We start from the raw sequence: 4591 nt of genomic DNA on the forward strand, positions 1-4591 counted from the left end.
ATGCCGCCTGCCATAACGCCTTTATTTCTCCCGCAATTTCGTCCTAAAACGTAAGCACTTAACCGCGGCGCGCCCGAAAGCTTACAGCACGATCCAAGCTAAGCCCTTCCATGCTCAAGCGCGACCACCAGCTCGTCCTGCCGACCCAAGCCCGCGCTCCGGGTTTTCGCGTCGAGCTGCGCGGGACCACCTTCCGGCTGATCGCCACCGGCGCTTGGACGGTCGCGGAAGTGGCCGATCTGGACAAGGCCCTGAAGCGCTTGCGGGTTCCGATTCCGCCGTCGCCCGATTTCACCGGCGAGATGGATATCGCCGGCATCGCCGAGATCGACACCGCCGGCGCCTGGCTCCTACAGCGCACGGCCAGGGCCTGGCAGAAGGGCGGCTTGCGCACCCACTACGCCGGCGCCACCGAAAGCTTCCGCATTCTTATTGAGGAAGTGCACAAACGCGGGGCAGCCAAGCGGCCCGAGATCGACAAGGTCGCCCCGCTGCAACAACTGGTCGACGACACGACCAAGGCCGTGACCAGCGTGTGGCAAGACGCGGTGCAGCTCACGGCGTTTCTCGGCGAGGTCACGGCCGCGTTCCTGCGGCTGTTCAGGCAGCCGTGGCGCTTCCGCACCACGTCGTTCTTTCATCATCTCGATCACGCGGGGCTACGCGCGTTGCCGATCATCGCGCTGATCTGCTTTCTGATCGGCGCGGTGGTCATGCAGCAAGGCGTGGTGCAGCTCAGACCCTTCGGCGCCGAGCCGTTCGCCGTGAACATGGTGGCGATCCTGGCGCTCCGCGAGGTGGGCATCCTCCTGACCGCCATCATGGTCGCCGGCCGTTCCGGCTCCGCCTTCACCGCGGAGATCGGCTCGATGAAGATGCGCGAGGAGATCGACGCCATGCGCACGCTCGGCATCGACCCCATGGATACGCTGGTGCTGCCGCGCGTGTTGGCGCTGGTCGTGGCCCTGCCGCTGCTCACGTTCCTCGGCGACATCATGGCGCTCGCAGGCGGCGGCGTCATGGCCTTCGGCGTGCTTGGCATCGACATGGGGACCTATATCGACAAGCTGCACGAAGCGGTCGACTTCCAGCACTTCATGGCCGGCATGATCAAGGCGCCCTTCGCCGCGATCATCATCGGCCTTGTCGGCTGTCTCGAAGGCTTGCGCGTGGAGGGCAGCGCGGAGTCCCTCGGCAGCCACGTCACCTCCGCCGTGGTCAAGGCGATCTTCTTGGTCATTATCCTGGACGCCGTGTTCGCCATGTTCTTGTCGGGGATCGGGGTGTGACCGTGACCGGCACCGACGGACGAGAGGTGGTCATCTCCGTGCGCGGGCTCGCCAAGAGCTTCGGCAGCCATCAGATTTGGGAGTCGCTCAGCCTCGACGTCTATCGCGGCGAGATCCTCGCCATTGTCGGCGGCTCGGGGCAAGGCAAGTCGGTGCTGATGCGGGTCATCACCGGGCTGGTCACGCCCGACAAGGGCGATGTCGGACTGTTCGGGCAAAATGCGAAGACGCTCACGCCGCAAGCCCGCCTAGAGATCGAAAAGCGCTGGGGCATTCTCTTCCAGGACGGGGCGCTGTTCTCCTCGCTCACGGTCTTGCAGAACATCCAGGTGCCCATGCGCGAGCATCTGAACCTGCCACAGGCCATGATGGACGACCTGGCCTTCCTCAAGCTCACCATGGTCGGCCTGCCGCCCACGCCGCCCACAAGTTTCCCTCGGGAGCTGTCCGGCGGCATGCGCAAACGCGCCGGCCTCGCCCGGGCGCTCGCGCTGGACCCGGAGATCGTCTTCCTGGACGAGCCGACCGCTGGCCTCGACCCGATCGGAGCCACCGACTTCGATCACCTAATTCGCAAGTTGCAACAGACACTTGGCCTAACGGTCTATATGGTGACCCACGACCTTGATACCATTTTCACGGTGTGCGACAGGGTGGCCGTTCTAGCGGACAAGAAGATCGTGCGGACGGGGTCGCCGGCCGAACTACAGAGCCAGCCCAATCACCCGTGGATCCAGGAATATTTCTGCGGGGAGCGGGCACGCGCCGCGAGCCCCACCGAGCAACGACGGCTGATCGCGAATGACGCCTGACGGTTGTTGAGGGTCGATGGAAACCAAGGCCAACTATCTGATGATCGGCGGTTTCGTTCTGGGCGCTCTCGCCTTCGCCTTCATCTTCATTTTTTGGATCACGAACTTCGCGAGCGGCGGCAAGCGCTACCTCATCGTGTTCGAAGGCTCCGTATCGGGTCTCACCTCCGGATCGAGCGTCTCCTTCAACGGCATCAAGATCGGCGAAGTGCAAACCTTCGCGCTCGATCGACCGATGGGCGCAAGGTGCAGGTCGTGGTCGGCGTCCATGAGGACACGCCGGTGCGGGAGAATTCGCGCGCCAAGATCCAGTCCCTCGGCCTCACCGGCGGCAAAGGCGTCGAGATCACGCCCGGCACACCGGACTCGCCGCTCCTGGTGGCGACGGACGAGGATCCCATTCCGACGATCAAGGCCGCCCCCGGCGCCACGGGCGGGCTGTTCGACGCCGCACCCGCCGCCCTCGACAGCGCCAATGCCTTCATCCAGCGCTTGAACGACCTCGTCGCCGCGAACGAGGCGGCGGTCAACAGCACGATGACCAACGTGAACGAGTTCACCGCCATGCTGAACAGCAAGGATGAGGAAATCAGTCAGACCATCACCGAGCTGAACGAGGGGGCGAAGGCCTTCAGCGAGCTGGGCGGGAAGCTCGACAACAATGTCGATGTCCTCACCCAGCAGGCCAAGCAAGGCATGCAGGATTTCAGCGCCGCCATGCAGGAAGCGCGGCGCGCGGCCGTGACCCTCAACCGGATCCTCGAAAAGTTCGAGCAGAGCCCGACGGGATTCCTGCTGCGCGGCGGGAGCCCGCCGGGAAGCGCGTCGGAGTCCTCTCCCTCCGCGCGAGGGTTCGGGCCCGGCCCGAGACGCTAAGTCTTAGCTGCGTTAGAAGGCTAATGGGCCGAGCTGACCGCCAGGCGCTGTGAGCGTGCCGCCCGCGATGTGCGATCGCGCCGTTTCAGCGAGCTGGGCTCGGGATCGCACGGAATCTCGATGTCGATCTCGAGCAGCGAGATCTCCTTCCCCCGGTCGATCTTCACCTGAACCTTGTCCACGTCCACGGTGACGTATTTCGCGACCGCGGCGAGCACCTCTTCCCTCAGAAGCGGGATCAAGTTGGAATGGTTGTCGGCCCCGCGCTCATGCGTCAGCAGAATCTGGAGACGCTCGCGCGCGACCGAGGCGGACTTTCGCCTTCTGAATGGCATGAACCAGCTCATGCCGCTTTCCTTCCGAACAGCTTGCTGAAGATGCCGCTGCGGTCGGTGGGGAAGTCCATCGGGATGTCCTCGCCCATCAGCCGTCTCGCGGCGTCGCTATAGGCGCGCGCCGGCGCGCTCTTGGGATTGTTGATGGTGACGGGCGAACCGAGATTCGAAGCGCGCAAGACCTCGTCGCTTTCGGGAATGATGCCGAGCAGCGGCAGAGACAAAATGTCGATGACGTCGTCGACATTCAGCATATCGCCGCGGCCCGCGCGCACCGGGTTGTAGCGCGTGATCAGAAGGTGCTTGTCCATGTGTTCGCCGCGCGCGCTGTCGGTCTTGGCGTCGAGCAGCCCGATGATGCGGTCGGAATCGCGTACCGAAGACACTTCCGGGTTCGTCACCACCACGGCCACGTCCGCATGACGCATCGCGAGCGTCGAGCCGCGCTCGATGCCGGCGGGACTGTCGCAGATGACCCAGTCGAAGGTTTCGCGCAACTCGGCGATCACCTTCGCCACCCCTTCGTCCGTCAGGGCGTCCTTGTCGCGCGTCTGGGACGCGGCGAGCAGGTAGAGCGTCTCGAGGCGCTTGTCGCGAATGAGCGCTTGAGACAGCTTCACCGTCCCCTGCGTCACGTAGATCAGGTCATAAACGACGCGGCGTTCCGCGCCCATGACGAGATCGAGATTGCGGAGCCCCGCGAAATCGACGACCGCGACGCGTTCGCCGGTCTGCGCAAGCGCCGCGCCGAGCGCGGCACTCGTCGTCGTCTTGCCGACCCCGCCCTTTCCAGATGTCACTACGACGACCTGCGCCATGCCGTTCCTCCTTGCCTCAGTCGAGTGCTTTGATTGTTAGGATGCCGTCTTCCAGCCACGCGTGAGCGGGCTTCTCGAGCAGGCTCGGGGGAAGATCCTCCGCCATGCGGTAATATCCGTCGATGGCCACAAGCTCGGCCGCAAGCCGGTGGCAGAAGATGTGCGCCGCCTGATTTCCGTCCGCCCCGGCCAAGACTCTGCCCCGCAGCGCTCCGTAGATGTGGATCGATCCGGTGGCGACGATCTCGGCGCCGAGGCTCGCCACACGGTCGATGGCGGCGCGATAGAGAGACTCGTAGGCGGTGTCGCCGAAGAACGGAAGCGGTCCTTCGGGCACGCCGACCCTTAGAGGGTTGGGCGCCGCTTCCACGGCAAAGGGTGACGCGGCCGGGCGTGCGTACGAGTCCGCCTCGTCGTATTGGCAGGCGACCGCGGCGACCTTGGCCGCGTCGGCCACGGTG

The 4591-nt window shown here is 64.8% G+C and carries 6 protein-coding genes; 3 read left to right on the top strand and 3 right to left on the bottom strand.

Annotated features, from left to right (window positions below; genetic code table 11):
* The first annotated feature begins 110 nt into the window (after positions 1 to 110).
* From AUC71_RS09265 to AUC71_RS09275, 3 genes are all read left to right on the top strand, one after another.
* Complete coding sequence (locus tag AUC71_RS09265) at positions 111 to 1289, top strand: MlaE family ABC transporter permease (RefSeq protein ID WP_083238230.1); 1179 nt, start codon at positions 111 to 113, stop codon at positions 1287 to 1289.
* The gene (locus AUC71_RS09270) at positions 1286 to 2101 is read left to right on the top strand and encodes an ABC transporter ATP-binding protein (protein ID WP_069624037.1); all 816 of its coding nucleotides are present in this window, start codon (positions 1286 to 1288) and stop codon (positions 2099 to 2101) included. Before AUC71_RS09265 ends, AUC71_RS09270 begins: the two co-directional genes overlap by 4 nt.
* A gap of 93 nt (positions 2102 to 2194) precedes the next feature.
* Positions 2195 to 2977, top strand: coding sequence for an MlaD family protein (locus AUC71_RS09275; RefSeq protein ID WP_342021830.1), 783 nt, complete (start codon positions 2195 to 2197; stop codon positions 2975 to 2977).
* 20 nt (positions 2978 to 2997) lie between these two features.
* On the opposite strand, the gene minE is transcribed toward AUC71_RS09275, so the two are convergent.
* The 3 genes from minE to AUC71_RS09290 form a co-directional block, all read right to left on the bottom strand.
* A complete protein-coding gene (gene minE / locus AUC71_RS09280; RefSeq protein ID WP_069624039.1) occupies positions 2998 to 3324 on the bottom strand; it encodes a cell division topological specificity factor MinE in 327 nt (108 codons plus the stop codon).
* Positions 3321 to 4130, bottom strand: a complete 810-nt coding sequence (minD, locus tag AUC71_RS09285) for a septum site-determining protein MinD (RefSeq protein WP_069624040.1) — start codon at positions 4128 to 4130, stop codon at positions 3321 to 3323. The genes minE and minD overlap by 4 nt, the downstream gene beginning before the upstream one ends.
* 16 nt (positions 4131 to 4146) lie before the next feature.
* Positions 4147 to 4591: septum site-determining protein MinC (locus AUC71_RS09290; protein ID WP_244500873.1), on the bottom strand; the 445-nt coding region annotated here is incomplete at its 5' end.

Source organism: Methyloceanibacter marginalis (assembly GCF_001723295.1).
Classification (GTDB): Bacteria; Pseudomonadota; Alphaproteobacteria; order Rhizobiales; family Methyloligellaceae; genus Methyloceanibacter; species Methyloceanibacter marginalis.